Source organism: Alphaproteobacteria bacterium (assembly GCA_020638555.1).
GTDB lineage: Bacteria > Pseudomonadota > Alphaproteobacteria > Bin95 > Bin95 > JACKII01.
The window spans coordinates 1-26,081 of the sequence record JACKII010000006.1 but is presented as its reverse complement, the minus strand read 5'-3'; the positions used below and the strand labels follow the sequence as shown (position 1 = coordinate 26,081).

Genomic DNA, 26,081 nt, shown 5'->3' with positions numbered 1-26,081 from the left:
TCCATTGCTGGAGTTCCGCGTGAGCAACTGGCCACCGGTCCTGCGCGTCGGCTTCTGGATGACCGTCACCGCCATCGGCTTTGCGGTGATGCTGAACACGGTTCGCCACCTCTCCGACCAGGGCATGGACGTGTTCGTCATAGCGTTCTGGCGCAATGCCATGACCGTCCTGATCTTCGTGCCGCTGATCCCCCGCTATTGGCGCACACGCCTGGGCGCGGCGCGCTGGCGCGCCTACAGCCTGCGCGCCGTGATCATGGCCCTGTCGTCGGTCACCCTGTTTGCCGGCGCCATCCTGCTGCCGGTGGCCGAGGCGACCGCGCTCAGCTTCACGACGCCGCTGTTCACGACCGTGGGCGCCATCCTGTTCCTGGGCGAAACGGTCGGCTGGCGCCGTTGGAGCGCGATCGTCATCGGGTTCTGCGGCACCCTCATCATGCTGCGCCCCGGCGAGGACGCCTTCCAGTTGGGCGCCCTGGTGGTGCTGGTGGCGGCCATCACCTTCGCCGCCGTCACGTTGATGGGCAAGGTATTGGTCCGGCACGATTCGCCCGGGCTGGTGACCCTGAACCTGTCGCTCTACTCCCTGCCCTTCTCGCTGGTCCCGGCCCTGTTCTTCTGGCAATGGCCCAGTGGCGAGCAATGGCTGTGGCTGGCGCTGCTGGGGGTGTCGGCCATCGCCAACATTTTCGGCATCACCCAGGCGCTCAAGGCCGGCGACGCCTCGCTGTTGCAGCCCTTCGATTTTCTGCGCCTTCCCTTCACCGCGTTCGGCGCCTATCTACTGTTTGCGCAGGTTCCGACCGTCTGGGTGTGGGTCGGCGCCGGGATCATCGCGGGTAGCAGCGTCTACATCGCCCATCGGGAAGCAAGGCTGCATTGAGAATGACCGCCCGAGCCTATGGCCTGCTCGCATTGGCCGTAACCGCCGTCGCGCTGACGGCGCCGTCCGCGTCGCGCGCCGGCTCCGGGGATTCGGTCCATTGCTACGATCCGGCCCGCCAGATGGTGCGCCCAACCGCGGCCGCGGACTGCCGGGGCCGGGTTGTCGGCCCGGCCGAAGCCGCAGCATTGCGCGCGCAGCGGGCGCGCTATGTCCGCCGTGCGGTCACGGCGCCGCCGCAACCGCACCCCGCCATTATCGGTTCCGGCATCTTCGTTTCGGACCGGGGCGACGTGCTCACCAATCGCCATGTGATCGATTCGTGTCGGGCGATTTCGGTGCTGCAACCGGATGGACGCACCGTGCCCGCCCGAGTGATCGCCCGGTCCCGGATGTACGATCTGGGGCTGCTGCGCACCGGCAAGCGGCCGACGGAAACCGCCGCCTTCGCGCCCCAGGGGCTGACGAACGGCCATCCGGTCGCCATCACCGGCTTTCCGGTTTACCGGCTGCCGCCGGTCCGCCCCCAAACCATCGAGGGCCGCTATCTCAACCAACGCCAGGGCGGAACGGACGGGATCATGGTGCTTGCGGCCGCGGTCATGCCCGGCGCGAGCGGCAGCCCGGTGGTGAACCGCTCCGGCGCTGTTGCCGGCCTGGTGTTTGCGCGCAACGACACGACCCGTATGCCAACGGCGTTCGGGAACGGCTCCCACGATACGCCACCCGACCGAACCTATGCGATCCCGACAAGCGCGCTGCAACGCTTTCTCTCCGCACACGGCGTCCCGTTTCGCATGGCCAAGGCCGATGACGCCGAGGCCCGGTCCTATACCGTTCGCGTCAATTGCTACCGCAACAGCCCCCGGTCGCAATGACCCGACAGAGCTTCCCGACGGAGCCCCCATGCGCATCGCCCAAATCGAACGTCTGATCCGAGAAGCGCTGGCGCCCGATTCGGTCTCGGTCACCGACCTCAGCCATCTGCACAAGGGCCATGCCGGCGACCGGCCCTATGGCCAGAGCCACTACCACGCCGTCATCACCGCCGCCGCCTTCGCCGGGCAAAACCGGGTCGCGCGGCAGCGTCTGGTGTTCGCCGCGCTCGGCACCATGGTCGGGAACGAGGTGCACGCCCTCAGCCTCGACCTGCGCGCACCGGGCGAGACGCGGTAGCGCCGCCGCAGCGTTACGCGCCCGCCGGCGCCTTGGCCACCGCCACCATGGCCGGGCGCAACAGGCGCTCGTGCAGGGTGTAGCCGATCTGGAGCACCTGGGCGACATGCCCCGCCGGCACCTCGTCGGACTCGATTTCGACCACGGCCTGGTGGACATTGTGGTCAAACGGCTCGCCCACGCCCGCGACTAGGCGCACATGGTGCTTTTCCAGCGCGCCGACGAGGTCTTTTTCCACCATCGCCACGCCGTCGATCAGTGCCTTGGTCGCATCGTCCGCCCCGGCCTCCGGCGCCGCCGCCAGCGCCCGGCCCAGATTGTCGGCCACGCTCAGCAGGTCGCGCGCCAGGCTGACGGCACCGTATTTCAACGCCTCCTCGCGCTCGCGCTGTGCGCGCCGACGCATATTCTCCACCTCGGCCAGCGCCCGCAATTGCTGGTCCTTGGCATTGGCCAGTTCGGCTTCGAGTTCGGCAATGCGCTGGTCGCGCGGGTCCAGGCCCTCGGCCTCGTCCGCCGGCGCCGCGTTGTTCTCCGCCTCCGGCAGCTTCGCTTCGTCGCTTGCCGGTTGGGTCTTGTCGTTGTCTTGCATGGGATCAGCCTAAAATGCGTCGGATGACTTGAGCGGTATAATCTACCATCGGAACGATGCGAGCGTAGTTGAGGCGCATTGGCCCAATCACGCCAACGGCACCCAGAACCCGCTCCTCGCCCTTGGCGTCCTTCTTGGTGCCGAAGGGGGCCAGCACCATCGACCAGCCGGCCAGGGCGAACAGGTCGTGCTCGGCGCCGATGAAGATCTGGACGCCTTCGCCGCGCTGCGTCGCTTCCAGCAACTGCAACAGGGCTTCCTTGCGCTCCAGAATTTCGAAAATCGCCTGCAACCGCTCCAGATCCTCGACCCCGCCGACGGAGTTGACCAGTTGCGAATGCCCCTTGACCACGAAGGTCGCGGGCGCCGGATCGTCGAGCCGCACCGCCAGCCCCGACTTCACCACCCGCTGGGTGAGGTCGTCCAGCTCGTTGCGGTGCAGTTCCAACTCGTCCAGGATCACCGCCCGCTCCTCCTGGATCGTGCGGCCCTGCAAACGGTTCTGCAGATAGTTGCTGGCCTGGATCAGGGCCGAGACCGGCATGCCCGGCGGCACCTCGATGATCCGGTTTTCCACCTGGCCGCGGTCGTCGACGATCACCACCAGCGCCCGCGCCTCCGACAGGCGCACGAATTCGATATGGGCGATGGAGCGCTCGTGCTTCGGTGCGATGACGAAGCTGGCATGGGTCGAGAGGCCGGAAAGCAGCGTGCTCGCCTGCTCCATCATCGCCGGCACGTGATGGCCGACGGCGGCGCAGCGCGCCTCGATGTCGGCGCGCTCTTCCTCGGTCAGGTTGCCGGCTTCCAGCAGGCCGGAGACGAACAGTTTCAGCCCGGCCCCCGTCGGCAGACGCCCGGCCGAGGTGTGCGGCGAGTACAGCAGCCCCAGATCCTGCAAATCCGCCATGACATTGCGGATCGTGGCCGGAGACAATTGCTGCTCCAGCCGGCGCGCAAGCGTGCGCGAGCCGACGGGACCGCCGGTCTCGACATAGCTGTCAACGATCAGGCGCAGAATTTCGCGAGACCGCTCGTTCAGATCCGCGAGTGTGGGGCCAGCCATGGCTTGACTTCGTTACCTGCGTTTCCAGATAGGCAAATAGGATGTCTGGCTAGGTAGGTATAGTGCGCCTCGCCGTCAACCTGCCTGGACTTTACCGGCTCATGCGGCTAGCGTCCGCCCCCATTTCAGAACCAAGAAAGGTCTCCCATGAGCGCGCGCCCCTCCGGCAGAGCCGCCGATCAATTGCGCCCGGTTTCGCTGGAGCCCGGCTTCAGCCTGCATGCCGAGGGCTCGTGCCTGGTGCGCTTCGGCAACACCCATGTGCTTTGCACCGCGTCCGTCGAGGACCGGGTGCCGCCCTTCATGCGGGGCCAGGGCCGCGGCTGGGTGACGGCGGAATACGGCATGCTGCCCCGCTCCACCCACACCCGCACCGACCGCGAGGCCTCCCGCGGCAAGCAGTCGGGCCGCACCCAGGAAATCCAGCGCCTGATCGGCCGCTCGCTGCGCTCGGTGGTCGACCTTCAGGCGCTGGGCGAGCGCCAGGTCAAGATCGACTGCGACGTGATCCAGGCCGATGGCGGCACCCGCACGGCGTCCATCACCGGCGCCTATGTCGCGCTCTATCAGGCATTCAGCCTGATGCAGAGCCGCAAGATGATCAAGCAGGTACCCCTTTCCAGCGAGGTCGTGGCGGTGTCCTGTGGCGTCTACAAGGATCAGCCGGTGCTGGACCTGGACTATGCCGAGGACAGCAGCGCCCAGGCGGACTCGAACTTCGTCATGACCGGCCGCGGCGAGATCATCGAAATCCAGGCGACCGGCGAGGACGCGCCGCTTTCCAAGGACCGCTTCAACGCGCTCATGACCCTGGCGGAAAAGGGCTGTTCCGAACTGGTGCGCCTGCAACGCAAGGCGATCATGGGCATGTCCGGGCTGGGCCGCTGACATGACCTCGCCGCGCCGGTTCACGGAGCCCAAGCTGGTGCTCGCCAGCCACAACAAGGGCAAGCTGGTGGAATTCCAGCGCCTGTTCGCACCGTTCGGCGTGGCATTGATCGGCGCCGGCGACCTCGGCCTGGCAGAGCCGGCGGAAACCGGCACAACCTTTATCGAAAACGCCCTGATCAAGGCGCGCGCGGCCGTCGCCGCCAGCGGTCTGCCGGCCCTGGCGGACGATTCCGGCCTTGCGGTGACGGCGCTCGGCGGCGCGCCCGGCGTCTATTCCGCCGACTGGGCCGGCCCCGGCAAGGACTTTGCGGCGGCGATGCAGCGGGTGCAGGATGAACTGGGCAGCGCCGCCGACCGTTCCGCAGCCTTTGTCGCCGTGCTGGTGCTGGCCTGGCCGGACGGGCATTACGAGACGGCGGAAGGCCAGGTGCCCGGCCGCATCGTCTGGCCGCCACGCGGCAGCGGCGGCTTCGGCTACGACCCGATGTTCCAGCCGGACGGCGAGGCCGAGACCTTCGGCGAAATGGCCGTCGGCGAGGCCGGGTTGGCCCGCAAGGCGGCGCTCAGCCATCGCGGCCGCGCCTTCCGCGCCCTTGCCGCCCGTTGCTTCGGAGGAGAGCCTGTTCGGGAATGAGCCCTCTCGCCCCGCTCTCGCTCTATCTGCACTGGCCGTTCTGCGGCTCGAAATGCCCCTATTGCGACTTCAACAGCCATGTGCGCCCCAGCGTCGAAGAAAACCGCTGGGTGGAGGCGTTGCTCCGCAACCTGAGCCTCTGGCGCGAGCGCGAGCCGGACCGACGCATCGCCACCATTTTCTGGGGTGGCGGCACCCCGTCCCTGGTCTCCCCGGCCGCCGTGGAACGGGTTCTGGCGCATATCCAAGGCCTCTGGCCGCTCGCCGATGACTGCGAGATCACGCTGGAGGCCAACCCGACCACGCACGAGACCGACCGGTTCGCCGCTCTGCGCGCGGCCGGCGTCAACCGCCTGTCGCTGGGCGTGCAGTCGTTCGAACAGGCCGACCTGGACTATCTGGGCCGCACCTACACGGTGGCGGAGGCGGAGCGCGCGCTGGCGCACATCGCCGAAACCTTCCCCCGCTTCACGTTCGACATGATCTACGCCCTGCCGGATCACAGCCTGGCGCGGTGGCAAGAGCAGTTGGAGCGGGCGCTGGCCCATGCCGGCGCACACCTGTCCCTGTACCAACTGACCTTCGAGCCGGGCACGCGCTTCTATCAGGCGCTCCAAACCGGGCGCATGCGGCCGCTGGACGACGACATTGCCGCCGACCTCTATGCCTGGACCGTGGAGCGGATGGCGGCGGCCGGCCTGCCGCAATACGAAATCTCCAACTACGCGCGGCCCGGCGAGGAGTCCCGCCACAACCTGGTCTACTGGCACGGCGGCGAGTGGATCGGCGTCGGACCCGGCGCCCATGGCCGCCTCGGCCGCGGCCCGGATCGCCGGGCACTGGCCAATATCCGCTCGCCGGAAAAATGGCGCGACGACATCGAGGCGGGACGGCAGGGGCTCACCGACGACGAGCCGGTCGCCGGTGCCGAAGTGGGGGAAGAACTGGTGATGACCGGCCTGCGCCTTGCCAGCGGCATCGACCGTCGGCGATTCGCAAATATCGCGGGCTACCCGCTGGAACGGACCGTCCCCCTCCCCAAACAGGAGCGGTTGGTGGCGGAAAAGCTCGCCTGGTCCGATCCATCGGGCTTCGGTCTGACGGTCGGGGGGCGCATGCTGCTGGATTCCGCGATCCGCTTTTTGCTGGCGGACCGCACCGACGGGTAAGCGGCGCATCGATCACTGTGATTTGTCTATCAAATATTAGACATTAACGCCATGTGACATGCTATTTTATGCAAATGTGGCTGATGACTTGCATATATACGTTTTATTCTACGATTTTATCTCTATTTTTGGCTTGTCATAACGGCAGGGGTGTATAGCATTGAAGTGCGCACTCCAACAGGGTTTGCCCCCAAGGTCGAAGGCGCCAATCAGAGACAAAAGCCAAGCGCGGCGTTGTCCCGTCCTCCCACAGTTTCAACTTACGCAACCTCCCTCAGGGAGGTTTTTTCTTGGGCCGGCTCCGGCATTTGTCGCGGCGCGATGGTGGCGCCATGCCATGTCAGCGCCTCGCCACGCACCCGGCTCAGACGGCCCAGCCGGTCCACCGCGAACTTGCGGAGGACAACGGCGGTCTTGATTCCCACCTTCATGATCTCGGACGCCGATTGCGGCCGTGTCAGGTAAAGCTGGCACTGGTAGGTGTCGAAAGAGCGGATGAAGCCGGCCTTGGTGACCCCGCTGCGGTTGACGATCTCGACATAGCTGCCGCGGTACAGGCTGAACCGGAACACGTTGTCGGCCGCAATCGACACCCAGTCCCGCCGCAGGGCGGCCGGCACAATCGCGCGGCGGGGCGGATCGGCACGGAGCGCCAACTCGCTCCGATTGACGGGAACGGGCAGATAACCGTTCGGGCCATGATAGATATCGATCCGCGCAATTTCGCCGAACGCGGCCACGCCGCCGCTCACGGCCAGGCCCTCGCGAGGGATGCCGTTGGAGCCGATGACCAGCAGGCGCACCCGCCGGATCGGCGCACCCGACGGCGCGATGGGCGGTCGGTCGGCGGGGCGGCCGTCCGCGATCCACGCCCGCAACGCGGCGATCAGGCCCTGGTTCATTTGCGGGTCCGGGATGCGGTCCAAATCGCCCGGGCGCAGCTTCCAGACCGGCCGGCGTTCGAACACCCGCTGTTCGCCATTCGCGCCGGCTCTGACCCGCCGCACCGTCATTCCATGCCCCTGGCCGCGACCGCGGCGCAGTTCGGAGCGGCTGGGCATGACATTCGCCAATGCCGCCAATGCATCGGTGGCAAAGTCCGGCCAGGGCAAGGCTGCCGCTGTCTCTTCCCTGTCGGCCAGCCGGCCATTGGCCGCGGTCAGGGCCGCCATCGCCTTGGGACCGGCCGCGGCCACGACCAGCGCGTCCAGCGCATGATGGCGCGGGTCGTCCCGGTCCTTGGTCAACCCCCAGGCCCCGCGCAACGCCGCCGTTGCCCGACCCGGGCGGGCGAACAGATGGCGCTGATGCTGTCCGCCGGGATAGAGCGCCTGCAACGCCTTCAGAACGCAGCGGGCCGCGTAGCGGGTATCGTTCAGATTGCGCCGCAACACGCGGGCTTCGCGCTCGGCAAAATAGCGTTGCAACAGGTTGCCCTGCTTCCGGGCCGACAGGCGCGATGCCCGGACCCGTGCCTCGAAGGCCTCCCAAAGGGCCGTGTTGCCGCCAAACCACTCCCAAGGCGTGCGCTCGCCCTTGTCCTGGTTCCGGTCGGCGAAGCAGACAACGCGGTTGTGGCGGGAATTGTCGCCGCTGCGCGCGCGCGGCAGGATATGATCCACCTGCACCGCCGAGCGATCCAGCAATTGCCGCATCGTCATCGGCTGGCCGGAATAGAGGCATGTCCCGCCCTGTTCCTGCCAAAGCAGGTATCGCTCGACCAGCGCGTCGGTGATCGTGCTGACGGGGATCAACCCCGCCAGGGCGACACGGGCGCTCTCGCGCAGACGTCGCGTCGCGGTGCGACCGGCCGCCATCTGCACGCGCCCGGCCCGGCCCATCGCCACATCCTCCGCCACCTCGACATGCAGCCTGGCCGGGCGGTAGCCCACTTCCCGCAACAGCGCCTGCACCTGGCGCAGGGTTTCCAGAACCGCCCGCTGGACACCGGGATTCTGGATCGTGCGCAGAATGGCCCGTTCCCTGGCGAGCGGGTCCAGCCCCGCAGCCAGCGCCGCATCGTGGAACAGGTCGCCGCGGGCCAGATGCGGCACCATCCTTGCCGCCGCGGCGGCCGAAAGCCCACCGGCACCGCGCATGATCGCGAGAACGCCATCGTAGCGGGCCGCGACAAGCCGCTCGATCATCCCGGGATCCAGGTTCAGATCCTGCAAGCCTTCGCGCCAGCGCGCCTCCGTATTGCGGAAGGTCAGGACCGCGGCCACCGCATCCGACAAACCGGGCACCGTCGCCATCGCGGCGAAGCCCTGCTCCCCCAGCACGCTCCAAAGCGCAAAGGTGCCGGCCGCCGCGCCCGCCGGGGTCACCAGGTCCGCATGATCGTTCGCCCCGCTGACAGCGCAAACGGCCGCGGGCCACCCGCACCAGGCCCGCAGATTCGCAAAAGTGACCCGTGGCGCCCGTCCGAACCGTTCGGCCGACCGGGCCAGTTCCGCTGGCGTCAGCCGGCGAATTTCCGTGCCATCGTCAATCCGCAGCTTGGTCAGGGTGTCCAGGAACAGGTACCGCTCCAGCGAAGGCGCATGGCGCGCCCCGCGGCGGCGCGCCGGCAAGAAAGGGCATGGGCCCACCCTTCCTTCGCCGTCTTCCGGGCCGCGCACCGCGAAGGCCAGGGCGAGAAATTCGGCCTCGAAGCATTCGGCAACAGCGGGGTTGCCGTGTCTGCGCTGTGCCGCAAACAGACACTCAACCTCCGCTTGCAGAAGCGAGGTGGAAAACACCGTGTGATACGATCCGGCCCGGTTGCGTTTCGATCGGGCATAGCGCGGGTCTTTGGCCAGATATTCCCCGACGCTGCGGTAGTCGGCAGCGCGGGCGCTGTTGGCCTGCAACTCGGCCGCAAAGGTTGCGTCGTCCGGATCCTCGTCCGCCCCGCCGCCAAGGCTCGGAAAACCGCGTCGCTTGGCGATGTGATAAAGGGCTGCGCTCCATTCCACGGGGTCGAGCCGGCGGTCCAGCCCCTCGGCCCGGCAGGTATAGGGATCGGCCTCGCCGGCGTGTGCGACCGGGTCCGGCAGGCCCACCGCCGCCATCAGCCGGCGGAGCGCCTGCCGCCGCTTGCGATGGCGGCGCAGGCGCACGCGGGTTGCCCGTGCGTCGCGGCGCACTTTCTGTTTGGATTCCCCTTTGGGATTGCGCCCGGCCGCTTCGAACAGGCGAACCCCGCACAGCGCGACCCGCCCATCCTCCAACAGCGCATAGCCGCACGATCCCGCGCCGATGTCGAGCCCAAGGACGCTGCGCTTGCGGATCGGCAGGTCCGCCACCGCGGCCGCCAGGCGCTGCACCATTGCCTCGACCGGACCCGGGTACGATTTTGAGTTGACGTACTCGGGTGTTTTATTCAACTTAAAATCGTGGAAATGACGGGAGGACGCCTCGTCAAGAAGGTTTCCTTCGAAGGGTAACCCCTCCGCTTCGGCATCGGAACGGGGGGGGATCCCTCCTTCCGGCCGGCGCTGCGGAGACAGTGTGTCCCCCGCCCTCTCATCGTCCAAGCGGTCTCGAAGGACACTCCCGGCAGCCGAATTCTCCACAGGCTTGTTCCATTCCGTAACGAATCCGAAATACAATTTATAGTTTTCTTAAATTCATAAACAAGACCAAAACTTGTCGTAATTGCCCCATTTTCGCCCTTATCGCCCCGGCATCGGGTTGGGCCACCACCCTGGCGTCAACCGCCCCGCCAAAGAAAAGCGCCCCGGAACCGAAGTTCCGGAGCGCGCTCGCCCATTCGAAAAAGGGGCGAAGCCGTTCTATGCAATCGCCTTTTGCGAGCGCAGCCGGGCAAGCACGGATGCACCGGACGAGGCCCCCTCGGTGATGCCGGCGGCCTGCAATCGCGATTTCAGATCGCCGCTCGGCCCCTGCTCCAGTTCCTTGGCCGCCTCGAAGCGCGCCGCCTGCTCGGTCTGGCGCGCCTTGATCCGCTCCAATGAGCTCAGCGCGGTGTTCATTTTCGACTCGGCGCCGGAATGGCGTTCGGCAATGGTGGCCTGGGCGCGCTGCACCCGGTCCGTCACCTTCACGGTATCGACCTGTTGCTTCAGGCGGCGCAGATTGCCCTCGGCGGCCTGGATGGCCCGCTTGGCCTGGGTTTCCGACGCCGCGTATTGCTGCACCAGCTCCTTTTCGCCGGCCAGTTCCGACTCGATTTCGGCCACCTTGTTGGCGATGTCCATCGCCAGCGCCTCGTCATTCTTGTTGAGCGCCTGCAAGGCATAGCCCTCGTACTCGTTCTTCTGGCGCTCGAGTGCCGTGACCTTCTGGTCAAGCACCTTCTTCTTTGCCATCAGGTCGACCAGCGCGTTCTTGGACTGCACCAGTTCGCTGTCGGCATCGCGGATTTCCTGGTCGAGGATGCGCAGCGCCTGGCTGTCGACGATCGCTTCGCCCATTTCGGTGGCGCCACCGCGTACGGCCGTGACGAGTTTGCTCAGAATGCCCATGGGGTAGGTCCTTCGGTTGGGGCGCGCTTAGCGGCGGTAATCGGCATAGGCCTCGACGGCCTCGATGGCGTTGGCGGCCAGGGTCTCCAGTTCCAGGACGACATTTTCCAGTTTGGAACTGGCGGACAGAGCCCCAAACAACTCGTAATAGTCGTGGCCGTCCGGGCCCTTGGTGATGCCGAAGGTCGAAAGCGGCATCAGCTTGTGCGTCCGCAGCGCCGCAATGGCAAAGGCGGCCGGATCCTTCAGATCGCTGATCTTCCACAACAGCACCTGGGCCAGGATCTGCTCGGCACCGGTGCTCATGACGACGGCGAGATCGCCGAAATCCGCCATGGTTGCGGCAATGCTGTCTTCGGAACCGCTGATCAACTCCAGCCGGATCGCCCCCTGTTTGGCGGCATCGGTGGTCTGAAGAGCCTGAAACAAACTCTCCGTCGTCCAGATATCACTGGGCATGACAATCTCCGGTTGTCTGGGCGGGAGCGGATGCTTCCGGCCCGCGGGCTGGCCACCCCACCCGTGGGCGGCCCTTCACAAAAGCGACAATTGCTGCAACGAATGCAAGCTGGCATTAGATGATAGCATCTTTTGCTATTCGCAACTCTTATGATACCGCCCGACAGAAGGTTGAGTATGGCCGCACACCCGACTTCCTCCTGGAGCGGCGCCGCATCCCGGTATGTCACCGTTCTGGGGCGGGTGCTTTATCGGCACATTGCCGAGCTCACCTGGCCGGCCATCGGCGTTATCGCCTTGGTTCACTACACGACATCGTGGGCGTTGATGTCCCTGACCGAGGCGGATGATATCGCAGCGCCTTCGGTGTATTGGTATTTCTACATCGTGACATCGACCACGGTCGGCTATGGCGATCTTTCGCCGGCGACGACATTCGGCCGGCTGGTGGCCGTGTTCTGGGTGATGCCGGGCGGGATCGCCCTTTTCACCAGTGTCATCGCAAAAGTGGTGCAATCGGCCTCGGGCTATTGGAGACGGCGCATGCGTGGGCTCGGCGATTATCGGGACCTGATGAACCACACCCTGATTCTGGGATGGGCGGGCGACGCCACCCGGCGCATGGTCAGCTATATGCGCGGCGATTCCCGCGACCGGGAAATCGTGCTGGTGGCGGACCAGGCCATGGAAAACCCCATGCCCGACCAGGTCCATTTCGTGCGGGGCCAGACCATGACCCACGCGGAGGTGCTGGACCGCGCCGGCATCGTCACGGCCGGGCGGGCCATTATCCTGGGCCGCGACGACAACGAGACCCTGGCCGCCGGCCTTGCCGTGGCGGCCCGCAACCCCAATCTGCACATTGCCGCCTTCTTCCATGACGAGGTGGTGGCCGACCTGCTGAAATCCCACTGTCCCCGGGCCGAATGCCTGTTGCCCATGTCGATCGAACTGCTGGTGCGGACCGCGGACGACCCCGGGTCCTCCCGCGTGCCGAAAACCATGCTCTCGACCCTGGTCGATCCGACGCTCTACAGCATGCCGGTGCCGGAGAGCTGCAACGACTTGCGCTTCGGCGCTGTCTTCCGGTCCATGAAGGAACGCCATCACGCCACGGTTCTGGGGGTTGCGGAGGACCGCACCAACGAGTCGCTGGCGCTCAACCCGCCGGATGACCGGGTCGTCAAAGGGGGGCATACGATCTATTATATTGCCGCAAGGCGGCTGGACCCGGCGTCCCTGGACTGGGCCTCGATGCAGAAAGAAAGCGGCGGATGATTCTCAACCTGTTGAAGAGCCTGTTCGGCACCAGCGAGCCGGCAGCCCCTCAGACCGGCCCGCTGGGGCTGCGCATCGGCGCGGCGGTGGAGGTCGACACGCTGCGCTTCCGCATGATGGCCGACCAGTTGAAATTCGAACTGCCGGGCGACACCCTGTTCATCAGCGCCAAGGGCCGGGTCGACCTGGGCGACGGCTCTTTCGTGCACCGCTACTACACCGACGCCAACACCATGTTCCAGATCCTGTGCGTGGGCGGCGAGAGCGATACGCATGTCAAGGAAGTGACGCTGTACGTCCCCTACACCTCCTATTACCCGGAAGGCGGGGCCTGGCAGGAGTGGGAGGGGCGCGGCGGGCGCCTGGGCCTGCCTTCGTTCAAGGCGGACGACGACGGCACCTTCTACGAACGCATCTGGTTTGCCGAGGAGCCGGGATGGACCGCGCCGGTGCGCTTTCAGGAACGGGTGCTGGACGGCGACGGCAGCGTGACCGTCATCGGCCAGGACGTCATGCTCTACGGCCGCCAGATCCCCAACGGCCCCGGCTTCGGCGAGTATCTGCTGCTGGCCATCGAAGAGCGTGACGACGGCCGCAGCGTCGAAGTCATGCTGGGGGTCGACCTGGACCCCGGCATGTTCAAGATCATCTGACCCGCGTTTTCCCCAAGCCGGTTGCCGGCCATCCGAACCGCAAGGCAAAGGAGCCTTTCCGATGCATTTTTCCATAGCCGCTTCGATCGGCGGTTTGCCGAACTTCCTGATGTATCTGGGCGCCGCCCTGATCCTCACGCTGATCTATGCGGTGATCTACAGCTTCGTGACGGCCCATAACGAGTTGCGGTTGATCCGTGCCGACAATCCGGCCGCCGCCATCGCCTTCAGCGGCAGCCTTTTGGGCTTTGTCATTCCGTTGGCCAGCGCCATCACCAATTCGGTGAGCCTGGGCGATTGCGTCATCTGGGGCCTGGTCGCGCTGGTGGTGCAGGTGCTGGCCTATTTCGTGCTGCGCTTGGGCGTGGACCGGCTGTCGGCCCGCATCGCCGGCGGCGAGGTCAGCGCCGGTGTCTGGCTCGGCGCCGGTTCGCTGGCCGCGGGCGTGCTGAACGCCGCCTGCATGACGTATTGATGCCCCGTTGATATCCCTGTTGATGCCCCGGTTCCCGGCTCGTCTGTCAGCCCATAAGGAGGGCTTCCGCCGATGAAACGCTCGAAAGCCGTTGCGCTCAGCCTGATGGGCGCCAGCGCCCTGTTGTTGCAAGCGTGCGATGACCCGGAGGTCGAAGCGAAGGTCTATCGCGACGTCAAGAACTGCATCGACACCGGCGACCTGACGCCCGAACAGTGCATCGATATGCACAAGGAGGCGCTGAAGGAGCATCTGCAGAATGCACCGCGGTTCGCCTCGCGCGACGACTGTTACGCCCAGTTCGGCGCCAATGACTGCCAGGGCTACAGCAACTCGTCCGGTGGCAGCGTTTGGTTGCCGCTGATGATGGGCTTTCTCGCCTCGCGCGCATTGGACAGCTACAGCCAGGGCAGCGCGCCGCTCTACCGCACGCGCCAGGCGCCGGGCTCGCTGACCACCGGTACCGGCTATTCGGTCGGCGACCGCTATGGCTCCACGGCGCGGCTGCCGGAATGGGCGACGCAGCCCACCCGTTCGCGTACCCAGACCATCAGCCGCGGCGGGTTCGGCGCCCGGTCCTCGGGCTGGGGCGGCTAGGAGCCCCCCTTCCCGCCCGTTACGGTTTCCGCCTGCCATCGCCCATCGGCCTGCGCTATAACGGTCGCCGATTTCCGATACCCGTTTGCGCGAGGAACACCCCCATGGATGGCGGACAGGCCCTGGTCCGGACTTTGATCGAATACGGTGTCGACACGGCGTTTTCCGTGCCCGGCGAGAGCTATCTGCCGATCCTCCGCGCGATCCAGAATTCCGGCAACGCGATCAAGCTGGTCACGCCGCGGCACGAGTCCGGCGTGACCTTCGCGGCCGAGGCGTTCGGCAAGCTTGCCGGCCGGCCGGCGGCGGGCTTTGTCAGCCGCGGACCGGGGGCGACCAACGCCTCCATCGGCGTGCACACCGCCTCGCAGGATTCGACGCCGCTGTTGCTGTTCGTCGGCCATGTCCCCACCGCCACCAAGGGGCGGGAGGCGTTTCAGGAAATCGACTACCACCAGATGTTCGGCAAGATCGCCAAGGCGGTGCTGGAGCCCGAAACCAGCGCCCAGATACCGGAGGTCGTCGCCCGCGCCGTCACCCTCACCACCGCCGGCCGGCCCGGTCCGGTGATCGTGGTCATGCCCAAGGACATCACCGAGGGCGATGCCGGCGACACCCTGCCGCCGACGCTCCGTCCGCGTGCGCGCGCCGGCATGGCGCCGGACGATGTGACCGCGGCCGCGGCGCTCATCAACCAGGCGAGGAAGCCGGTCCTGATCGCCGGCGAGATGATCTCGATCGACGATGCCACCCCGGCCCTGGTCGCATTCGCCGAGGCGAGCGGCGTCGCCGTGGCCGCTGCCTATCGCCGGCAGGATACCTTCCCCAACGAGCACGCGGCCTATTTCGGCCATCTGGAGATCAACCGCGTTGCGTTCCAGCGCGAGGCGTTCGAGGACGCCGACCTGATCATCGCCATGGGCTGCCGGCTCGACGGCATCTCCACCCAGGAATTCACCATTCCGCGCGCCGACCAGACGCTGATCCATGTCTTCCCCGACCGTGAGGTGCTGGCCCGCGGCGCGGCAGAGGTTGCGGCCGCCGCCGACGTGATCCCGGCGCTACAGGCGCTGACGGAGGCGGTCGCCGCTCCCTCGCCCGAGCGGCTGGCCTGGCGCAATGGCTTGCACGCGGCGTTCGATGCGTTCGCGCGGCCCGGCACGATCCACATTCACGGCCAGGTCGACCTGGCCGCCTGTGTCGCCGAGATGCAGAGCCAGGTTCCGGACGATGCGGTGATCCTGACCGATTCCGGCACCTTTGCCCGCTGGGTCCACCGCTATTACCGCTTCAACCGCCCCCACACCCAGGCCGGGCCGATGTCCGGCGCCATGGGCTATGCCACGCCGGGCGGCATCGGCGCCGCCCTGGCCAAGCCGAACGCGCCGGCGGTGGCCTTTGTCGGCGACGGCGGCTTCCTCATGAGCGGCCAGGAACTGGTGGCGGCGGTGCAACACCGCCTCAAGCTGATCTGCATCCTCTGCGACAACGGCGCCTGGGGCTCGATCATGGTTTCGCAGCAGCGCCGCTATGGCGAGGAAGGCGTGCACGGCACCCGCCTGCAAAGCCCGGACTTCGCCAAGGTGGCCGAGGGCTATGGCATGCCGTCGTTCCGCGTCGAGCGCACCCGGGATTTTGCGCCGGCCTTCGCCAAGGCCCTGGCCACCGAAGGGCCGGCCCTGCTGCACCTATTGCTGGACGAGCGCGACATCAGCCCGTTCACCGACGAGGTGAGCGTCTGAGCCGGACCGGCAGGCCGCGCCGAGGCCGCGGGGTCAGCGGGGTTGCGGGTAGCAGGAGTAGCGCCAGCCGAGCCAGGCGGGCAACTCCCTGCTCCGGCAGGCGCCATAGACATGAAAGCCGCTCAGGCCGCTGACCATGGCAAAGCCGCCGGGTACCAGTTCGGTCTCGCATCCCTCGGTGCAATTGCTGCGATTGCGCCAGACAAAGCGCAAAAATTCATCACAGCGATTGTAGACAATCGTGCCGGAAGCATTCAGCTCCAGGCACGCAACCGGGTTGGAAACGATCTTTACCTCGCCCTCGCGCGGCGCCGCCATGACGGCATTCAGCCAGACCAGAGCCGCCACGCCCCCCAGGACCCATGCTTTTCCAACCATGTCAGCCGCCCTTTCCCAAGGCAAAGGGGCCAGCCGACCTCCTCCGCCCGCCAACATGACGGGCGTCGGTTAAGATCCGTTTAGCGTCGCGGAGCCCCCACCCGGTCCTCGGCTGGGGTCGGTCAGTCGTCGGTGACCACAACCGCCCGATAGGCGTGCCAGGTGGCGTGGCCGATCAGGGGAAAGGCAATGATGAAGCCGACGAACACGGTCGCCATGCCGAGAACCATCAGGGCCGCGATCAGGCCGGCCCAAAGCAGCAGGGCGCGCGGGTTCACGGTCAGGGCCTTGATGCTGGTGGCGATCGCGGTGAAAAAGTCGGTCCGCTTGTGCATCAGCAGCGGCACGCTCATGGCCGACAGCGCAAACGCGGCGACCGCGAGAGCCGCCCCCAGCGCCGTGCCGACCACCAGCAAGCCGACGCCATCGACCGTCAGCAACAGCATCGCCGGCAACTGCGTCAGCGGCGGAAACGCCTGCTGGCCCAGGAACAGGGCGAACAGCAGCATGGCGAACTTCACCCAGAACAGAAACAACAGGGTCAGAACCACGCCCAGATAGGCCAACTGCAAGGGCGAGGCCGTGCGCACGAAGGCGACGGCGCCAAACGTCACCGGTTCGTTCGCCAGCAACCGCCGGCTGGCCTCATAGAGGCCGACCGCCAGAATCGGACCCAGCAGGAGAAATCCCGCCGCCAACGCCACGATCACCGCCTGGCCGTCCTGGACGAACAATCCGACCAGCAGGGCCAGCGCGACCACGGCGAACACGGCCCCATAGGCCAGCGATATCGGCCAGACCCGCCAAAGGTCTCGCCAGCCCGCCCCCAGCCATTCCCAGGGGGCATCGAAGGAAACATTCCGCACCGGATATCCGGCGCTCCCGGCTGCGGGGGTCGACATGGGCGCTTGGACTCGTTCTTGCATGGCGTTGCCTCCTGGCATGGCGGCTGATCCCCGCCTAGACTAACACCATAGCGAGCAGGAGACACTGATGATTGACAAGGATCAAATGAAAGCCTGGCTGGTGGATGGCCAAGGCTATCCGGGCGGGGCGGAAAGTGCGGACCGTGCCGTCCGCATGCTGGAGCGGGCGAAAGCCAGTTTCGAACGCCTGGCACCCGGCTCGATGTTCGACACCGAGCCGTCGCAAGTGCTCGTGGTGATGGAAGCCGAAAGCCATGACTAAAGCCATGACCAAGGCCAGCGATCCCACCCTCTGGAGCCTGACCCAGGCCGCCGACGCCATCGCCGCGGGCGAGATCTCGTCCCACGAGCTGACCCGGGCCTGCCTGGACCGAATCGCTCTCTGGCAGTCGGTCACCAACGCCTTCATCCACCTGGAGGCCGACCTGGCCCTGGACATGGCCGACGCGACGGACGCCGCCCGCGCCCGCGGCGAGACGCTGGGGCCGCTGGCCGGCGTGCCGCTGGCGCACAAGGACATGTTTTACCGCGCCGGCATGCTGGCCACCTGCGGCTCGAAGATTCGCAAGGATTTCCGCCCGGACATCACCGCCACGGTGATGCAGCGCCTGGACTCCGCCGGCGCGGTCTATCTGGGCGGGCTCAACATGTCGGAGTTCGCGCTGGGACCGACCGGCCATAACGAGCACTGGGGCCATTGCCGCAACCCCTGGAACCCGGACCACATCACCGGCGGCTCGTCCAGCGGCTCCGGCTCGGCGACCGGCGCGCGCATGGCCTTCGGCGCGCTCGGCTCCGACACCGGCGGCAGCGTGCGCCTGCCGGCCGGCGCCAACGGCGTGGTCGGGATCAAGCCGACCAGCGGCCGGGTCAGCCGCTATGGCGCGATGGGCCTGTCCTTCACCCATGACACCATCGGCCCGCTCACCCGCACCGTCCGCGACAACGCCCGCATGTTTGCCGTGGTCGCCGGCGCGGACCCGAACGACGCCACCTGCAGCACCCGCCCCCTGCCCGACTACGAGGCCGCCTGCCGCAACCCGGAGGTCAAGGGGCTGCGCATCGGCGTGCCGGATACCTATTACCGCGCCTCGCTCGACCCGTCGGTCGCGGAGGCCATGGAGCGGTCGCTGGCGGTCTTCGCCGATCTGGGCGCCGTGATCGTGCCCGTGGACATCCCGAGCCCGGAGCCCAACACCGACCTCGCCAACCTGATCACCGGCAGCGAAAGCGCCACCCTGCACGCCCACTGGCTGCGCACCCGCCCGCAGGACTACAGCCCCCAGCCTCGCGCCCGTCTGGAGTCCGGCTTTGCGGTCAGCGCCACCGACTACCTGACCGCCCTGCAAGTGCGCCCCCGTATCGTGCGGGAATTCTGCGAGGCGGCATTCGCGGATTGCGACGTGCTGCACGTGCCCACGTTCGACATGGAAATCCCCACGATCATGGAGACCAATATGGGCGACCGGCAGGGCTTTGCCGCCGTGATCGCCCGCATCAGCCGCTGCACACGGCCGTTCAACTATCTCTCCCTGCCGGGGTTGAGCGTGCCGGCGGGCTTCACCGCCAACGGCCTGCCGGCCTCGTTCCAACTGGTGGGCCGTCCGTATGCGGAGGCGACGCTCTACCGCGCCGCCGCCGCCTATGAGGACGCCACCGACTTTGCCGCCAAAGCACCGGAGTTGCCCGCATGAGCGATGCCGTCCGGGTGGAGATGCAGGGCGATATCGCCCTGCTGATCTTCAACCGTCCCGCCAGCCTGAACGCCCTGAACACGCCGCTCGCCCGCGGCATTGCCGAAACGCTGGTCGAACTGGATGCCGACCCATCCGTGAAAGGCATCGTGCTGACCGGCGCCGGTGACCGGGCCTTCTGCGCCGGGGCCGATCTGGTCGAGGCGCGGGGCGTGCAGGTGCACCAGATCGAGGAGTGGTTCGGCACCGTCTGCAACGTCTACAGGCAGATCGTGATGACCGAAAAGCCGGTGATCGCCGCCTTGAACGGCATTGCCAGCGGCGGCGGCTTCCAGATCGCACTGGTCAGCGACCTGCGCGTCGGCCATCCCGGCACCAGGCTCGGCCAGCCGGAGGTCAATGCCGGCATTCCGAGCGTGATGGGCAGCTATTGGATCAGCCTGAACCTGCCCTGGTCGCTGAACCAGGAACTCTCCATGACCGGGCGCATGATGGAAGCGGACGAGGCGCAGCGCTTCGGCCTGCTGAACCGGGTGGTCGCCAGGGAGCAGGTGATCCCGACTGCCTGCGAGCTGGCCGAACTGCTGGCCGGCAAGTTGCCCACCGCCTTCGCCCGCACCAAGAAGCGCTTCCGCGAGGTGGCGCTCCGCGGCTTCGAGGAGGCGTTCCGCGCCGGCGTTCTGGGCCAGCAGGAGGCCTTCGCCAGGGGCGAGCCGCAGCGCTTCATCGACGACTTCCTGGCGAAGAAAAAAGGGTAAGGCCGGGCGCGCGGTCGCTCGGTGGCGGCCCCTCTCCCGTCATCGCGAGCGGCAAAGCCGCGTGGCGATCCAGGGCAGCGGCACGAGCCATACAGAGGTTGGACCTGGATTGCCACGCCCACTTCGCGGGCTCGCAATGACGGCGGGAGGCAATTGCGAGGCTGCGGCTCCCCCTACTCCAGCCCCAGCAGCCCCGCCGCATTCCCCCAGAGGATCGCCCGCTTGTCGGCATCGGAGAGGTCCGGCGTCTCCAGGATCAGGTCGACCGCGGTTTCGGTCCAGGGATAGGGGTAGTCGGTGCCGACCATCAACTGGCTCACCCCCACCTCCGCCGCCAGATGGCGTACGCCTTCGGGCCGGAACAGCATGGTGTCGTAGTAGATTTGTTTCAGATAGTCGCTCGGCGCCTTCTCGATGCAGCCGTGCTCGCCGCCGGGGCAGAGGTCGGGCCGGGTCGGGCAGCCACGGTCGAAGCGCCCGGCATAGCTGGGCAGGAAACCGCCCGCATGGGCCGCGCAGAGTTTCAGGCCGGGGAAGCGATCCAGCGTGCCCTCGAAAATCAGATGGGCCAGCGCAATCGTCGTCTCCAGCGGGTTGCCGATGACGTTGGAAAGATAGCCGTTGCCCCCGAAGCGGTGGCCGAGCTGCGTCGGCGCGCCGTCCGCCTGCGGGTGGATGAACACCAGCACGCCCAGCTCCTCCGCCTTCTGCCAGAAGGGGTGAAATTTCGGATCGGCCAGTTCCGCGCCGACGACATTGCCGCCCACCGCCGCGCCTTTCAGCCCGTATTTCCGCACCCCCTCTTCCAGTTGCGCCGCGGCCAGGTCCGGGAATTGCAGGGCGACGGAGGCAAACGCCACGAACCGGTCCGGCGTGGTGGCGCAGGCCTCGGCCAAGGCCTCGTTCTGGACGCGGATCACTTGGGCAGCCAAATCCCGGTCGTCGATGCGATACCAGTTCGGATTGATGCTGAGCGCCTCGATGTCGATGCCCTGCCGGTCCATGACCGAGAGGCGCAGGTCAAGCGCCGCCTTCATGTCCAGATCCTCGCGCAGGCCGGGCCCGCCGAGCGGCTTCAGCCCCATCAGCGCCAAGGCTGCCGGCACGGCGCAATGGGCGTGAATGTCGATGGTCCGCACCTTCGCGCCGCCGACGATCACCTCCCGCCGTTTCGGATGCGCGTGGGTGTGAGCGCGTCCGCCGCCGCTGCCGGTTTCCACTCCGCAAGCGACGGGGATCAGGCCGCCGCGGGCCGGCTTGGTGGTGCTGGACATGGCGCATAGTCCTCCCGTGATCGGTTCCGGCGCCAGTATCCGCCAGCCTAGCAACGGCGGCAATCCCGCCACTCTCCCAGCCCGTGGCACCGGACGGCGGCACCGGGCGGCGGCACCGGGCGGCGGACGGTCAGTCCCTCAACACCCAGTCGCCGCGCCGGGCCTGGGTCGGGAAGCGTCGCTCCAGACCCAGGTCCGCAATCCGCCGCACCGAGGCCTCGAACAGCGGGCGGGCGACCGGCACGCTCTCGGGTTCAAAGGCGACGGCGCGCAGCCCGGCCTCCTGGTCGCCATAGGCCGCGAGCAGGTCCCGGAGCGCCGCCACCGCCTCCCCGGCCCGGTCGACCCGCAGATTGCAACGGTCCATCCCATCCGGTCCGGAGACCACCAGCGCCGCCGAGCGCAGCGGCTCCAGCACCTCGCCGCCGGCGTCGCGGCCCGCCTCCATGGCACGGACCAGACGCCATTCCAGCGGTTCCGCCGCCGCGCCCGCAAACGCCGCAACCATCGCGTCGGTGATGCGCTCGTTAGCCAGGATATTGCCGATGGCCACGCAGCGCTCACCGACGGCATGGGTGGTGATCGAGTAAATCCGGTCGCCATGATGCACGGCGATCCCGCCGGCCGCATCCAGCGCCGCCAGCTGGCGCCAGCCAATGTCAGGCGCCCGCCTCACCTCCGCCATGGCCGCCGCCGCGCTGTGCCCGCCCGCCAGCAAGGCCGCGCCCCGCTCGCCCAGCCGCGGATCGGTGCGGTGCTGGCTGAGAAAGGCGCCGGCGCCATGGCGCACATGCAGGCAGCGATTGCCCACCGCCAGCGAAGACGTCCCCACCGCCCCGCCAAAGGCGCCGGTGTGCGGGCATTGGGCGATGATGGAAAAGGTCATGGCGGGCCTCCCCGTCTGGCGGTGTTGCCCGCCAGCCTACCGGGAGGCATTCAAGGGGCCAATGTCAAACCCGACGGGTGTTACGCCTCGTCGTCGGCCATCACGTCGGCGGCCCGGCGGCCCTCCCCGCCCAACCGCGTGGCGATCCCGCCGATGATCGCCCCGACGATGGCCCCTTCCAGCGCAAACCAGAACGGCGACAGGCCGATCCCCAACATGGCGACAATGGCGGCTTTCATCTGGTCGTAGGCGAAGAAGGTCAGCACGAAATTCATCCACGCGCCGATAATCGGCGCCCGCACCCACCAGGGCATGGGCAGCCGCAGCACCGGGTTGTAGCTCAGCACCCCGAACACGCCGACGACCGCACCCAGCGTCGCATACCAGAGCAGGATACCCCAACGCAGCAGCGGGTCCGCATCCGGCCACAACCAAGGCAAGACAATGAACCCGGCAAGGCCGATCAGAAACCCGACCCCCTTGCCGACCGCAATCCGCGTCAGGATTGACGGCTTATCGTAAGCCGTTCGGTCCATACCGCCGCTCTCCTCAGCCCGTATCGTCACCCTATTCCCGGTTCCGCTCGCCCCCGTTTCGGCGTTAGTATGCCGACAGGCAACCCAGCGAACCGTTCAGAGGATACGCCATGCTATACGAATTGCGCACATATTATACCCATCCCGGCCGCATGCCCAACCTGCTCGCCCGCTTCCGCGACCACACCTGCACCCTGTTCGAGAAGAACGGCATCGGCAATGTCGGCTATTGGGTGGCCGAAAATGACCCGAATTGCCTTATTTATATCGTTCGCCACCCGGATGCCGCGGCGATGAAGGCCAACTGGGACAAGTTCCGCAACGATCCCGCCTGGGTGAAAGCCAAGGGCGACAGCGAGGCCGACGCGCCGATTGTCGAGCGGCTGACGAGCGTCACCATGACGCCCACCGACTTCACCATGCCCGGCACGGACTGACGCCCGATGCGCGCTGCCTGGTACGAGCGCCTGGGTCCCGCGGCCCGGGTGTTGCAGGTGGGCGAGCAGCCCACGCCCACCGCCGGCCCGGGAGAGGTGCGGGTCAGGCTCGCCGCCTCCGGCGTCAACCCGGCCGACGTGAAACGCCGGCTGGGGCAAGGCCGCTACACCGCCATGGACGGGCCGCTGGTCATTCCGAACAGCGACGGCGCCGGCGTGGTCGACCAGGTCGGCGCCGGCGTCGGCGAGCACTGGCTCGGCCGGCGCGTCTGGCTCTACAACGGCCAGCGCGGCGGCCGCACCCATGGCACCGCGGCGGAGTATATCGCCCTGGATGTCGGGCTGGTGACGCCGCTGGCGGACGAGGTCAGCTTTGCCGCCGGTGCCTGCCTCGGCATTCCGTGCATGACCGCCCACTATGGCGTGTTCTCGGATGGGCCAGTGCGGGGCAAGACCGTGCTGGTCACGGGCGGTGCCGGCGCGGTCGGCCATTACGCGGTGCAACTGGCGGCCTGGGGTGGCGCGCGCGTGATCGCCACCGTCAGCGGCCCGGAAAAGGCCGCCGAGGCGGAGGCCGGCGGTGCGGATGCCACGGTCAACTACCGCGTGCAGGATGTGGGCCGGGCCGTGCTCGACCTCACCGATGGCGAGGGCGTGGACCGGGTGGTCGACGTGGATTTCGGCGGCAACCTGCCAGCGACGCTCGCCTGCCTGAAGCTGAACGGCGTGGTGACCGCCTATGCCTCCGACGGCAACCTCAACCCGGAAATCCCGTTCGGCCTGCTGATGGGCCGGAACGCGACGCTGCGGCCGTTCGTGCTGAACGTGCTGCCGCTGGCCGCGCGCCAGGCGGCCCAGCGCGACATCACCCGCTGGCTGGCCGAGGGCGAGCGCATCCATCGCGTCGCCGACGCCTTCCCGCTCGACCGGATCGTGGCGGCGCACGAGGCGGTGGAGGCCGGCACCAAGCTCGGCACGGTCATCGTCGAACCGGAGCGCAAGGCCTAGGACGCGCTTTCCAACGCGTGCAGGCGGCGGCTCGCCAGTGCGGCGAAGGTGATGAGCAGGGCTTTGCGCCGCGCCGCCGAGAGCTTGTGCACCGGTGCCGGTCGGATCAACGCGCCGCCATAGGGGTCCACCACGAACAGGCCGCTATCGGCGGGCAACAGGTCCTGCGGGAAGTCGGTCGGGACGGCGAAAAAAAAGCGGTCGCAGAAGTCGCGGTATTCGTGCCATTTGCCATCCGACTGGAAGTCGGCGACCGACGATTTCACCTCGACCACGGTGATCTCGCCCTTGCCGTCGATGGCCATGGCGTCGACCCGGCGGCCGGTGGCCAGCGTCACCTCGCTGATCGCGGCCCAGCCCTGCTGGTGCAGGGCGCGGAGCAGGCCGCGGGTCAGGATCTGTCCGGGGCGGGGATCGGCCATGGTTGCGCACATTTGTTCCCTGTTCGTTTCAATTCGCACCTTGCCGCCCGCCGCTGGCGCTGTCAACCGGCGCTGTCCGGCTCGGGGCCAAGGCCGCTGGACGGATCGGAGCCTCGGGCGTTAGGCTGATTTCGGGATTTGTCCACCCGACCGAAAAGGAAACCCCCGACATGGCCAATCAACCCAGCCCGCGCGACGCGGTCCGCAATTTCACGCCCAAGCTGATCGAACTCACCGAAGACGTGCTGTTCGGCGACGTCTGGGAACGGCCGCAGCTCTCGAAGCGCGACCGCTCGCTGATCGTCGTCGCCACGCTGATCGCCCTTGGCAAGGAGCGGCAGATGGTCGGCCACCTGAACCGCGCCCTCGACAACGGCCTGACCGTGGACGAGATCAAGGAGGTCATCACCCATCTCGCCTTCTATAGCGGCTGGCCGACGGCGATGACGGCGGCGACGATCTTCAAAGAGGTTCTGGAAAAGCGCGAAGCCGGCTGACCGCCGGGGCATTCGCCCTCTCCATCCGGCACCCGCCGCCCCGCAACCGCCCGGCGGCGGGTGGTCCGTTTCAAGGACAGGGCGCCCTCACGCCGGCAGCCGCTGCCCCGCCTGCTCCATCAGCGGCAGCACCCGGTCGATCCACTGGCGGCATTCGCCCAGATAATCCAGCCACGAGATCAGCAGCCCGTCCACGCCCATGGCCGACAGGCGCTCGATCCGGTCGACGATCTGTTCCGGCGTGCCGACCAGCGGATAGCCGCCAAGGCCGGCCTTGAAATGGAATTGAAACGCCTCCATCACCGCCGGCTCCAATGTCTCCGACTCCATGCCGAAGGTGGAAAGCATGTTCGCCACCGCCACATTGTCTCCATAGTCGATGACATAGCGGTGCAGCGCCTCCCGCGCCTCCGTCTCGGTCTCGCGGCAGACGACATAGACATGGATCCAGCATTGCGAGGCGCGGCCGTTCTCCGCCGCCATGCCCTTCAGGTGGGCGATCTGGGCGCGGTCGCTCGCCTCGTCCTTCTGGCGCAGCATGACGAAATTCATATCGCAATGGGTGGCGGAAAACCGCTGGCCGACGGGCGAGGAGCCGGCATTCATTACCACGGGGCCGCCCGTTTGCACCGGCTTCGGCTCGCTCCAGAGGCCCTTGCCCTGGAAGAATTCCCCCTGCCAGTCGAACTCCTCCGTCGCGGTCCAGAGCTTGCGGCAAAGGGCGAGCCATTCGGCGGCATACTCATAGCGCCGGTCGTGCTCGCGCCATTCGGCCCCGAACATCTCGAACTCGTCGCGGAACCAACCGCAGACGATGTTGAGGACGAAGCGACCATTGGTGATGTGGTCGATGGTGGCCGCCTGCTTGGCCACCGCCACCGGGTGCATCAGCGGCACGTGCACGGTGGACAACACCGCGATCCGCTCGGTCACCGCGCCCAGGCCCGCCGCCCAGGTCAGGGTTTCGAACGTGCGGTGGTTGAAATTGCTGTCGCCGCCATAGCCCTTCCACCGGCCGACCGGGAACAGCGCCTCGAAGGCCGCCCGGTCGCACAATTGCGCGAGCGCGACATTGTCCTTCCAGGTCATCGGCCAGGCTTCCGGCGCGGTCGTGACAGTGGAACCGCCGGAGCAATTAAAGGCCATCACGCCGAGCTTTACTCGGTTAGCACTAAAAAGCG

The 26,081-nt window shown here is 67.2% G+C and carries 29 protein-coding genes; 17 read left to right on the top strand and 12 right to left on the bottom strand.

Annotated elements, in window-relative coordinates:
• The first annotated feature begins 19 nt into the window (after positions 1-19).
• From H6844_17955 to H6844_17945, 3 genes are read left to right on the top strand one after another with little or no spacing between them, the layout of a single operon-like run.
• Positions 20-883, top strand: coding sequence for a DMT family transporter (locus tag H6844_17955; protein ID MCB9931292.1), 864 nt, complete (start codon positions 20-22; stop codon positions 881-883).
• Positions 884-885: 2 nt separating this feature from the next.
• A complete protein-coding gene (locus H6844_17950; protein ID MCB9931291.1) occupies positions 886-1,761 on the top strand; it encodes a trypsin-like peptidase domain-containing protein in 876 nt (291 codons plus the stop codon).
• Between the two features lie 28 nt (positions 1,762-1,789).
• Positions 1,790-2,059 carry a BolA family transcriptional regulator gene (locus H6844_17945; GenBank protein ID MCB9931290.1) on the top strand — a complete coding sequence of 90 codons (270 nt, stop codon included), beginning with the start codon at positions 1,790-1,792 and terminating at the stop codon, positions 2,057-2,059.
• Positions 2,060-2,072: 13 nt separating this feature from the next.
• Here H6844_17945 and grpE read toward each other — a convergent pair whose 3' ends face one another.
• Together grpE and hrcA are read right to left on the bottom strand one after the other, a co-directional pair.
• On the bottom strand, positions 2,073-2,651 hold the full coding sequence (grpE, locus tag H6844_17940) for a nucleotide exchange factor GrpE (protein MCB9931289.1): 579 nt from the start codon (positions 2,649-2,651) through the stop codon (positions 2,073-2,075).
• Positions 2,652-2,655: 4 nt separating this feature from the next.
• A complete protein-coding gene (hrcA, locus tag H6844_17935) occupies positions 2,656-3,717 on the bottom strand; it encodes a heat-inducible transcriptional repressor HrcA (GenBank protein MCB9931288.1) in 1,062 nt (353 codons plus the stop codon).
• Between the two features lie 147 nt (positions 3,718-3,864).
• Between hrcA and rph the strand changes: the two genes are divergently transcribed.
• From rph to H6844_17920, 3 genes are read left to right on the top strand one after another with little or no spacing between them, the layout of a single operon-like run.
• Positions 3,865-4,605: a ribonuclease PH gene (rph, locus tag H6844_17930; GenBank protein ID MCB9931287.1), complete on the top strand. Its 741-nt coding sequence runs from the start codon at positions 3,865-3,867 to the stop codon at positions 4,603-4,605.
• 1 nt (position 4,606) lies between these two features.
• Positions 4,607-5,242 carry an RdgB/HAM1 family non-canonical purine NTP pyrophosphatase gene (gene rdgB / locus H6844_17925; protein MCB9931286.1) on the top strand — a complete coding sequence of 212 codons (636 nt, stop codon included), beginning with the start codon at positions 4,607-4,609 and terminating at the stop codon, positions 5,240-5,242.
• On the top strand, positions 5,239-6,411 hold the full coding sequence (locus H6844_17920; protein ID MCB9931285.1) for a coproporphyrinogen III oxidase: 1,173 nt from the start codon (positions 5,239-5,241) through the stop codon (positions 6,409-6,411). Before rdgB ends, H6844_17920 begins: the two co-directional genes overlap by 4 nt.
• Before the next feature lie 260 nt (positions 6,412-6,671).
• Here H6844_17920 and cas9 read toward each other — a convergent pair whose 3' ends face one another.
• From cas9 to H6844_17905, 3 genes are all read right to left on the bottom strand, one after another.
• Positions 6,672-10,004, bottom strand: a complete 3,333-nt coding sequence (gene cas9, locus H6844_17915; GenBank protein MCB9931284.1) for a type II CRISPR RNA-guided endonuclease Cas9 — start codon at positions 10,002-10,004, stop codon at positions 6,672-6,674.
• A 183-nt stretch (positions 10,005-10,187) separates the two neighbouring features.
• Positions 10,188-10,880 (bottom strand): PspA/IM30 family protein, encoded by a 693-nt coding sequence (locus H6844_17910; protein MCB9931283.1) that lies wholly within the window; start codon positions 10,878-10,880, stop codon positions 10,188-10,190.
• 27 nt (positions 10,881-10,907) lie between these two features.
• The gene (locus H6844_17905; GenBank protein ID MCB9931282.1) at positions 10,908-11,339 is read right to left on the bottom strand and encodes a YjfI family protein; all 432 of its coding nucleotides are present in this window, start codon (positions 11,337-11,339) and stop codon (positions 10,908-10,910) included.
• A gap of 177 nt (positions 11,340-11,516) precedes the next feature.
• On the opposite strand from H6844_17905, the gene H6844_17900 reads away from it, so the two are divergent.
• From H6844_17900 to H6844_17880, 5 genes are all read left to right on the top strand, one after another.
• Complete coding sequence (locus tag H6844_17900; protein MCB9931281.1) at positions 11,517-12,617, top strand: NAD-binding protein; 1,101 nt, start codon at positions 11,517-11,519, stop codon at positions 12,615-12,617.
• On the top strand, positions 12,614-13,270 hold the full coding sequence (locus tag H6844_17895; GenBank protein MCB9931280.1) for a DUF2491 family protein: 657 nt from the start codon (positions 12,614-12,616) through the stop codon (positions 13,268-13,270). Before H6844_17900 ends, H6844_17895 begins: the two co-directional genes overlap by 4 nt.
• Before the next feature lie 61 nt (positions 13,271-13,331).
• A complete protein-coding gene (locus H6844_17890) occupies positions 13,332-13,745 on the top strand; it encodes a DUF350 domain-containing protein (GenBank protein ID MCB9931279.1) in 414 nt (137 codons plus the stop codon).
• A 72-nt stretch (positions 13,746-13,817) separates the two neighbouring features.
• Complete coding sequence (locus tag H6844_17885; GenBank protein MCB9931278.1) at positions 13,818-14,342, top strand: DUF1190 domain-containing protein; 525 nt, start codon at positions 13,818-13,820, stop codon at positions 14,340-14,342.
• 104 nt (positions 14,343-14,446) lie between these two features.
• Complete coding sequence (locus H6844_17880; protein ID MCB9931277.1) at positions 14,447-16,084, top strand: thiamine pyrophosphate-binding protein; 1,638 nt, start codon at positions 14,447-14,449, stop codon at positions 16,082-16,084.
• 33 nt (positions 16,085-16,117) lie between these two features.
• Here the strand turns inward: H6844_17880 and H6844_17875 are convergent, their stop codons facing one another.
• Positions 16,118-16,432 (bottom strand): hypothetical protein, encoded by a 315-nt coding sequence (locus tag H6844_17875; GenBank protein MCB9931276.1) that lies wholly within the window; start codon positions 16,430-16,432, stop codon positions 16,118-16,120.
• Positions 16,433-16,584: 152 nt separating this feature from the next.
• Complete coding sequence (locus H6844_17870; protein ID MCB9931275.1) at positions 16,585-17,364, bottom strand: DUF2189 domain-containing protein; 780 nt, start codon at positions 17,362-17,364, stop codon at positions 16,585-16,587.
• A 91-nt stretch (positions 17,365-17,455) separates the two neighbouring features.
• On the opposite strand from H6844_17870, the gene H6844_17865 reads away from it, so the two are divergent.
• Genes H6844_17865 through H6844_17855 form a run of 3 tightly spaced genes read left to right on the top strand, consistent with a single transcriptional unit; the run spans position 17,456 to position 19,840 of the window.
• On the top strand, positions 17,456-17,650 hold the full coding sequence (locus H6844_17865; protein MCB9931274.1) for a hypothetical protein: 195 nt from the start codon (positions 17,456-17,458) through the stop codon (positions 17,648-17,650).
• Positions 17,651-17,654: 4 nt separating this feature from the next.
• The gene (locus tag H6844_17860) at positions 17,655-19,082 is read left to right on the top strand and encodes an amidase (protein ID MCB9931273.1); all 1,428 of its coding nucleotides are present in this window, start codon (positions 17,655-17,657) and stop codon (positions 19,080-19,082) included.
• A complete protein-coding gene (locus H6844_17855) occupies positions 19,079-19,840 on the top strand; it encodes an enoyl-CoA hydratase/isomerase family protein (GenBank protein ID MCB9931272.1) in 762 nt (253 codons plus the stop codon). The genes H6844_17860 and H6844_17855 overlap by 4 nt, the downstream gene beginning before the upstream one ends.
• Positions 19,841-20,013: 173 nt before the next feature.
• Here the strand turns inward: H6844_17855 and H6844_17850 are convergent, their stop codons facing one another.
• The 3 genes from H6844_17850 to H6844_17840 form a co-directional block, all read right to left on the bottom strand.
• Positions 20,014-21,114 (bottom strand): amidohydrolase family protein, encoded by a 1,101-nt coding sequence (locus tag H6844_17850; protein ID MCB9931271.1) that lies wholly within the window; start codon positions 21,112-21,114, stop codon positions 20,014-20,016.
• A 130-nt stretch (positions 21,115-21,244) separates the two neighbouring features.
• Complete coding sequence (locus tag H6844_17845) at positions 21,245-22,000, bottom strand: DUF1028 domain-containing protein (GenBank protein MCB9931270.1); 756 nt, start codon at positions 21,998-22,000, stop codon at positions 21,245-21,247.
• An 80-nt stretch (positions 22,001-22,080) separates the two neighbouring features.
• Positions 22,081-22,536 carry a hypothetical protein gene (locus tag H6844_17840; GenBank protein MCB9931269.1) on the bottom strand — a complete coding sequence of 152 codons (456 nt, stop codon included), beginning with the start codon at positions 22,534-22,536 and terminating at the stop codon, positions 22,081-22,083.
• Positions 22,537-22,646: 110 nt separating this feature from the next.
• Here H6844_17840 and H6844_17835 point away from each other — a divergent pair, with 110 nt between their 5' ends.
• Together H6844_17835 and H6844_17830 are read left to right on the top strand one after the other, a co-directional pair.
• A complete protein-coding gene (locus H6844_17835) occupies positions 22,647-22,973 on the top strand; it encodes an NIPSNAP family protein (protein MCB9931268.1) in 327 nt (108 codons plus the stop codon).
• Positions 22,974-22,979: 6 nt separating this feature from the next.
• Complete coding sequence (locus tag H6844_17830) at positions 22,980-23,981, top strand: NADPH:quinone reductase (protein MCB9931267.1); 1,002 nt, start codon at positions 22,980-22,982, stop codon at positions 23,979-23,981.
• On the opposite strand, the gene H6844_17825 is transcribed toward H6844_17830, so the two are convergent.
• Positions 23,978-24,415, bottom strand: coding sequence for an MmcB family DNA repair protein (locus H6844_17825; GenBank protein ID MCB9931266.1), 438 nt, complete (start codon positions 24,413-24,415; stop codon positions 23,978-23,980). The genes H6844_17830 and H6844_17825 overlap by 4 nt on opposite strands.
• Before the next feature lie 158 nt (positions 24,416-24,573).
• Between H6844_17825 and H6844_17820 the strand changes: the two genes are divergently transcribed.
• Positions 24,574-24,900 (top strand): carboxymuconolactone decarboxylase family protein, encoded by a 327-nt coding sequence (locus tag H6844_17820; GenBank protein MCB9931265.1) that lies wholly within the window; start codon positions 24,574-24,576, stop codon positions 24,898-24,900.
• Positions 24,901-24,987: 87 nt separating this feature from the next.
• Here H6844_17820 and H6844_17815 read toward each other — a convergent pair.
• On the bottom strand, positions 24,988-26,081 hold a 1,094-nt coding region (locus H6844_17815; GenBank protein MCB9931264.1), incomplete at its 5' end, for an LLM class flavin-dependent oxidoreductase.

Excerpts from the sequence above, each read along its gene's own strand:
- H6844_17950 (MCB9931291.1), top strand. The coding sequence starts at position 886 with ATGACCGCCCGAGCCTATGGCCTGCTCGCATTGGCCGTAACCGCCGTC.
- H6844_17945 (MCB9931290.1), top strand. The coding sequence starts at position 1,790 with ATGCGCATCGCCCAAATCGAACGTCTGATCCGAGAAGCGCTGGCGCCC.
- grpE (MCB9931289.1), bottom strand. The coding sequence starts at position 2,651 with ATGCAAGACAACGACAAGACCCAACCGGCAAGCGACGAAGCGAAGCTG.
- hrcA (MCB9931288.1), bottom strand. The coding sequence starts at position 3,717 with ATGGCTGGCCCCACACTCGCGGATCTGAACGAGCGGTCTCGCGAAATT.
- rph (MCB9931287.1), top strand. The coding sequence starts at position 3,865 with ATGAGCGCGCGCCCCTCCGGCAGAGCCGCCGATCAATTGCGCCCGGTT.
- rdgB (MCB9931286.1), top strand. The coding sequence starts at position 4,607 with ATGACCTCGCCGCGCCGGTTCACGGAGCCCAAGCTGGTGCTCGCCAGC.
- H6844_17920 (MCB9931285.1), top strand. The coding sequence starts at position 5,239 with ATGAGCCCTCTCGCCCCGCTCTCGCTCTATCTGCACTGGCCGTTCTGC.
- H6844_17910 (MCB9931283.1), bottom strand. The coding sequence starts at position 10,880 with ATGGGCATTCTGAGCAAACTCGTCACGGCCGTACGCGGTGGCGCCACC.
- H6844_17905 (MCB9931282.1), bottom strand. The coding sequence starts at position 11,339 with ATGCCCAGTGATATCTGGACGACGGAGAGTTTGTTTCAGGCTCTTCAG.
- H6844_17900 (MCB9931281.1), top strand. The coding sequence starts at position 11,517 with ATGGCCGCACACCCGACTTCCTCCTGGAGCGGCGCCGCATCCCGGTAT.
- H6844_17895 (MCB9931280.1), top strand. The coding sequence starts at position 12,614 with ATGATTCTCAACCTGTTGAAGAGCCTGTTCGGCACCAGCGAGCCGGCA.
- H6844_17890 (MCB9931279.1), top strand. The coding sequence starts at position 13,332 with ATGCATTTTTCCATAGCCGCTTCGATCGGCGGTTTGCCGAACTTCCTG.
- H6844_17885 (MCB9931278.1), top strand. The coding sequence starts at position 13,818 with ATGAAACGCTCGAAAGCCGTTGCGCTCAGCCTGATGGGCGCCAGCGCC.
- H6844_17880 (MCB9931277.1), top strand. The coding sequence starts at position 14,447 with ATGGATGGCGGACAGGCCCTGGTCCGGACTTTGATCGAATACGGTGTC.
- H6844_17870 (MCB9931275.1), bottom strand. The coding sequence starts at position 17,364 with ATGTCGACCCCCGCAGCCGGGAGCGCCGGATATCCGGTGCGGAATGTT.
- H6844_17865 (MCB9931274.1), top strand. The coding sequence starts at position 17,456 with ATGATTGACAAGGATCAAATGAAAGCCTGGCTGGTGGATGGCCAAGGC.
- H6844_17860 (MCB9931273.1), top strand. The coding sequence starts at position 17,655 with ATGACCAAGGCCAGCGATCCCACCCTCTGGAGCCTGACCCAGGCCGCC.
- H6844_17855 (MCB9931272.1), top strand. The coding sequence starts at position 19,079 with ATGAGCGATGCCGTCCGGGTGGAGATGCAGGGCGATATCGCCCTGCTG.
- H6844_17850 (MCB9931271.1), bottom strand. The coding sequence starts at position 21,114 with ATGTCCAGCACCACCAAGCCGGCCCGCGGCGGCCTGATCCCCGTCGCT.
- H6844_17845 (MCB9931270.1), bottom strand. The coding sequence starts at position 22,000 with ATGACCTTTTCCATCATCGCCCAATGCCCGCACACCGGCGCCTTTGGC.
- H6844_17840 (MCB9931269.1), bottom strand. The coding sequence starts at position 22,536 with ATGGACCGAACGGCTTACGATAAGCCGTCAATCCTGACGCGGATTGCG.
- H6844_17835 (MCB9931268.1), top strand. The coding sequence starts at position 22,647 with ATGCTATACGAATTGCGCACATATTATACCCATCCCGGCCGCATGCCC.
- H6844_17830 (MCB9931267.1), top strand. The coding sequence starts at position 22,980 with ATGCGCGCTGCCTGGTACGAGCGCCTGGGTCCCGCGGCCCGGGTGTTG.
- H6844_17825 (MCB9931266.1), bottom strand. The coding sequence starts at position 24,415 with ATGTGCGCAACCATGGCCGATCCCCGCCCCGGACAGATCCTGACCCGC.
- H6844_17820 (MCB9931265.1), top strand. The coding sequence starts at position 24,574 with ATGGCCAATCAACCCAGCCCGCGCGACGCGGTCCGCAATTTCACGCCC.